The organism is Paracraurococcus ruber, assembly GCF_004353985.1.
In the GTDB taxonomy this organism is placed as follows: domain Bacteria; phylum Pseudomonadota; class Alphaproteobacteria; order Acetobacterales; family Acetobacteraceae; genus Paracraurococcus; species Paracraurococcus ruber.
In genome coordinates, this window is record NZ_SMOA01000335.1 from 1 (window position 1) to 5161 (window position 5161).

The 5161-nt window shown below is 76.6% G+C and carries 3 protein-coding genes; 1 reads left to right on the forward strand and 2 read right to left on the reverse strand.

All coding sequences use genetic code 11. From position 1 onward, the window contains the following. Positions 1–242: 242 nt before the first annotated feature. A complete protein-coding gene (locus E2C05_RS28395; protein ID WP_133223004.1) occupies positions 243–2318 on the forward strand; it encodes an HWE histidine kinase domain-containing protein in 2076 nt (691 codons plus the stop codon). Between the two features lie 506 nt (positions 2319–2824). Here E2C05_RS28395 and E2C05_RS28400 read toward each other — a convergent pair. Then, positions 2825–3802 (reverse strand): tripartite tricarboxylate transporter substrate binding protein, encoded by a 978-nt coding sequence (locus E2C05_RS28400; RefSeq protein WP_133223005.1) that lies wholly within the window; start codon positions 3800–3802, stop codon positions 2825–2827. Positions 3803–3813: 11 nt separating this feature from the next. Next, on the reverse strand, positions 3814–4911 hold the full coding sequence (locus tag E2C05_RS28405) for an LLM class flavin-dependent oxidoreductase (RefSeq protein WP_133223006.1): 1098 nt from the start codon (positions 4909–4911) through the stop codon (positions 3814–3816). Between the last annotated feature and the right edge of the window lie 250 nt (positions 4912–5161).

Here is a 5161-nt window from a genome sequence, read left to right on the forward strand (position 1 = left end):
GGCGCCGCATCCCGGTGCGGCCGCCCGGCACCCGGTCGGGCCGTGGACCCGTGGCCGGCCGGCCAGTCCGGGCCCAGGGGCGGCGTCCGCCGGGCGACGCGGCACCGGCCGTCCGGCGGGCGGGGCCCGGCAGGCCAGGCGGCAGGGAGCGGTTCCACGCCCTTGCTGCCACACAAGGGCGTGATCCCGGGGCGCGGCTTGCCGCTTGACGCGCCACTCCGCACGACCCCCAATCGTTCGGCATGCAGCAGGAACCCAGGGGGATGAGCCGGCCGGGGCCTGCCGCGGCCCCGCCGCCGGGCGGCGCCGCTCCGCGCGGCATCGGCGGCAGCCTGCCGGCGCTGCTCGCCGGCATCGTCGCCCTGCCGCTGCTGCTGCTGGCCGGGGCCGGCTGGTTCGGCTGGCAGCGCGCCTGGCAGGACGCCGAGCACGAGCTGACCCGCGCCGCCGAGGTCGCGGCCGAATATCTCGGCCGGGTCCTCGACGGCCATGACCTGCGGCTGCAGCGCGCCGATGATGTCCTCGACGGGCTGGACGATGCCGCCATCCGGGCGGCCGAGGCGCCGCTGCACGCAACCTTCCGGCGCATCGCCGGCCAGGAACCGGATGGCAGCACCCCGCTCGCGCTCTTCGCCTTCGACCGGGCGGCGCGGCTGCTGGTCGCCGCCACCGTGCATCCGGTGCCGCGCGAGGTGCCGTTCGACGACCGCGACTTCATCCGGGCGCTGCGGGACCCGGCGGTGCCGGAACCCTATCTCGGCGGCGTCCATATCGGGCGGCTGGACGGGCGGGCCTTCTTCAGCGTCGCCCGCCGTCGCACGGATGCCGCCGGCTTCGCCGGCGCGGTCGTCGTCTCGGTCTATGCGGATGCGGCGAATGCCGCGCTGCAGCGGCTGCTGCGGGCGCCGGGCGACGTCGTCTCCCTGGTGCGGACGGATGGGGAGGTGCTGGCGCGCTCGGCCGGCTTCGGCCCCGCCGGCCCGCCGCTGCGCATTTCGCCGGATTCGCCGCTGATCGGACTGATGGCGCGGGGGGAGGAAGGCACGGTCTCCCGCGCGCCCTCCACGCTGGACGGCGTGGCGAGGCTGGCGGTGTATCGCCGCGTGGAGGGCTGGCCCGCCTATGCCGCCGCGGCGCGGCCGAAGGCGGCGATCCGCCAGCGCTGGCGGGAAGGCTTCGCCGGCGACCTGGCGGTGGCGCTGCCGGCCTGGGCCCTGCTGCTCGGCATGGCCGGCGCGGTCTGGCGGCGGCAGCGGGCGCTGGGCGTGGCGAATGCGACGCTGGAGCAGCGGGTCGCCGCCCGCACCCAGGACCTTGCGGAGAGCGAGGCGCGGCTGCGCCTGGCACAGGAAGCGGCCGGCATCGGCACCTGGGACTGGACCGCCGGCAGCCGCGACGTCCGCTGGTCGCCGGAGCAGTATGCGCTGTTCGGCCTTGACCCGGCGCGGGAGCCGGCGATGACCCTCGACCGCTTCCGGGCGCTGCTGCACCCCGAGGACCGGGCAGTGGCGCGGGCGGCCGCGGCGGCGGCGATGGAGAACGGCCGCTACGAGCTGGAATTCCGCATCCTGCGCCCCGGCCCGACGCCGGAGGCCGCGCCCGAGCTGCGCTGGCTGCTCGGCCGCGGGCGCTGGATCCCCGGCCGCGCCGGCACGCCCTCGCGCCTGGTCGGCGTGAATGTGGACATCACCGACCGCCGCCTGGCCGAGGAGCGTCGCGCCCTGATGGCGCAGGAGGTGGCGCATCGCGCCAAGAACGCGCTCCACCTGGTGGGCGCGGCGGTGCGGCTGACCCGCGCCGCCGATACCGCGGAATTCATCCGGCTGGTGGAGGGCCGGGTCGCCGCCCTGGCGCGGGCGCAGACGCTGCTGGCCGAAGGCGACGGGCGCGGCGCCGACCTGCGCAGCCTGGCGGCGGGCGAGATCGCCACCGTGCTCGCCATCGATGCGGCCGGGCCGGTGGTGGCGCTGGACGGGCCGGCCCTGGCCTTGGCCGAGACGGCGGTGCAGCCGATCTCGATGGCGCTGCACGAGCTGGCGACCAATGCCGCCAAGCATGGCGGTCTGTCGGTGCCGGAGGGGGTGGTGACCCTGTGCTGGGCGGTGGAGCAGCCGGCCGGCCTGCTGCGGCTGCGCTGGGAGGAACGGGGCGGGCCGGCGCCGGCCTGCGCGCCGTCCCGCCGCGGCTTCGGCTCCCGCGTGCTGGAGGCGACGCTGGAAGGGCAGCTCGGCGGCCGCGTCCGGCGCGACTGGGCCGCCAGCGGCCTGGTGCTGGAAGCGGAGCTGCCGCTGGCACGGGTGACGACCGAGGCGGCCTGACACCGAAGGTCGCCCGCTGCGACCGTGGCAGCGGATCGCGCCGCGGCGTGCACGCCGCGGCGCGGGACCAGGCTCGGCGATGAGGGGCCTGGAGCGGATCGCACCGCGGCGCGCCCGGCCCCGGGCGTGGCGCCGCGCCGCAAGGACGGACCTGCCGCGACGCGGCGTTCGATCCCGCCCGCGAGCCGCCGTCGTGCAGGCGGCGCTCAATCCAGCACGCGAGCCGCCGTCGTCTGAGCGGCGTTCGATCCCGCAAGCGAGCCGCCGTCATGCGAGCGGCGCTCGGTCCCGCACGCGACCCGCCGGTGTGCGAGCGAGGCGCAATTCCGCCTGCGAGCCGCCGACGTGCATGCGGCCTTCGCCCTCGCGCGCGGCATGCGCCGGCGCCTCGCGCCCGGCCAGGCTCCGCGTGTCCGGATGCCGCCATCCGGACACGATCCGCTCCCGCCTCCGTCCTGCTGCCCGCAGGCGCCGGCCGGCTGCGGCGTGACCGCCCGCCCTGCCGCTCACTCCGCGCGGATGCCGGCCTCCGCGACAAGCTGGGCATAGCGCTGCACCTCGGCGGCGACGAAGCGGCGGGATTCCGCGACATCGGCGCCGATGAGGTCGAAGCCCAGCTCCGCCGCCTTCTCCCGCAGCGCCGGATCGGCCAGCGCCTGGCGGATCGCGGCGGCGATGCGCCCGGCCAGCGGCGCCGGCACGCCGGACGGCGCCTGGATCGCGGTCCAGCTGGTGATGGCCAGCGCCGGCAGCCCGGCCTCGGCGGCGGTGGGCACCTCGGGCAGCAGCCGGTGCCTTTCCCGCCCCGTCACCGCCAGCGCCCGCAGCCGGCCCGCCTGCACCTGGCCGAGGCATTCCGGCAGGTTGGCGACCAGCAGGTCGAGATTGCCGGCGACCAGATCGGTGACCGCTGGCGCGCCGCCGCGATAGGGCACATGGGTCACGGTCTCGACCGCGCCGGCGGCGCGGCGGAACAGCTCCAGCCCCAGATGCGGCGGCGACCCGGTGCCGGACGACCCGCCATTCAGCCGCCTGCCGCCGCGCGCCGCCGCCCCCAGGGCCGGCAGGTCCCGCCACGGCGCCTCCGCCCGCACCACCACCACCAGCGGCAGGGACCCGAGCAGGGTCAGGGTCTGCAGGTCGCGCAGGAAATCATAGGGCGCCTGCGGGAAGAGCGAGGCATTGACCGCATGGGTCAGCGTGATGGCCAGCAGCGTGTGGCCATCCGCCGGCGCCTTGGCCACCGCGTCGGCGCCGATCTGCGCATTGCCGCCCGGCCGGTTCTCCACCACCACCGGTCGGCCCCAGTCCTGCTGCAGCCGTTGCGCCACCAGCCGGCTGATGATGTCGGTCTGCCCCGCCGGGGTGAAGGGGACGATGAGGCGGACCGTCCGGTCGGGGAAGTCCTGCGCCCCGGCGGGCAGGGGCCGCAGCAGGGGCGCGGCCAGGGGGGCGGCGAGCGCGGCGCGGCGGGTCAGGCGCATCGGCGGGATCCCTATTCGGCGGCGTGCGGCACGGCACCGCGCGCCCGGATGGTTTCGCGCAGCGCCGGCAGCAGGCTGCGGCCGAATGCCTCGGCATCCTCCAGCGGGTCGAAGCCGCGGATCAGGAAGGTGGTGATGCCGAGCGCGTGGTAGTCCGCCAGGCTGTCCGCCACCTGCTCCGCCGTGCCGACGAGCGCGGTGGTGTTGGACCCGGCGCCGACCGCCGCCGCCACCTCGGTCCACAGACGCTTGTCGCGCACCCTGCCGCCCGCCGCGGCCTCCAGCAGGCGCTGCGAGCCGACGCTTTCCGGCTTCGGCCCGCCGGAGCCTTGCGCGCGCAATTCGCGGATGCGGGCGATGATGCGGTCGGCGCGCGCCCAGGCGGCCTCCTCGGTCGCGGCGAGCACCGGCCGGAAGGAGAGGCTGAAGCGGATCGCCGCCGGGTCGCGGCCGGCCTTCGCCACGCTGGCCCGCACCCGGGCGATGGTGTCGCGCGCCTGGTCCAGCGTCTCGCCCCAGAAGGCATAGGTGTCGGCATGGCGGCCGGCGATCTCGATCGCGATGTCGGAGGAGCCGCCGAAGAACACCGGGATATGCGGCCGCTGCAGCGGCTTCACCTCGGCGAAGCCCTGCTCGAAGCGGTAGTGGGTTCCCTGGTGGTCGAAGGGCTTCGGGTCGGTCCACAGCCGCTTCAGCAGCGCGATGTATTCCTCCGTCCGCTGGTAGCGCTGGTCGTGGTCCAGCGTGTCGCCGTCGCGCTTCTGCTCGGCCGGGCTGCCGCCGCTGATGACATGGATGGCGGCGCGGCCGCCCGACAGGTGGTCGAAGGTGGCGAATTGCCGCGCCGCCAGGGTCGGCGCGATGAAGCCCGGGCGATGCGCCACCATGAAGCCGATGCGCGTCGTCGCCGCCGCGGCATGGCTGGCCACCAGCAGCGCATCGGGGCTGGTGCTGCCCCAGGCGACCAGGATGCGGTCGAACCCGGCCGCCTCATGCGCCCGGGCGAAGCGGGCGATGTAGCCGGGATCCACCACCGGGCCGGCCGGCGGATGGATCTCCGACTGCCGGCGATGCGAGATCATCCCGATGAATTCGAGCGGATGCGACATGGGCGTCTCCTCTCTGTCCCTGGCCGGTGCGCGGCGGCGCGGCCCGGATCGGCCCGCCGCCGGTCGTTCCCGGCATCGCCGCGCCGTCGTCGGCGCCAAGGGGTCCGGCGCAAACGCGCCGGCGCATGATCGACGCCACGGGCGTCCTGGCAGCACCATCCTGCGCGCCGGGGCCAGGGCGCGCCATGCCCTTCGCCAGCCCGCGCCCCGGCGGCCCCCGGGCGGGCCGCGCGGGGCGCGGGCCGACGTC

Excerpts from the sequence above, each read along its gene's own strand:
- E2C05_RS28405 (WP_133223006.1), bottom strand. The coding sequence starts at position 4,911 with ATGTCGCATCCGCTCGAATTCATCGGGATGATCTCGCATCGCCGGCAG.
- E2C05_RS28395 (WP_133223004.1), top strand. The coding sequence starts at position 243 with ATGCAGCAGGAACCCAGGGGGATGAGCCGGCCGGGGCCTGCCGCGGCC.
- E2C05_RS28400 (WP_133223005.1), bottom strand. The coding sequence starts at position 3,802 with ATGCGCCTGACCCGCCGCGCCGCGCTCGCCGCCCCCCTGGCCGCGCCC.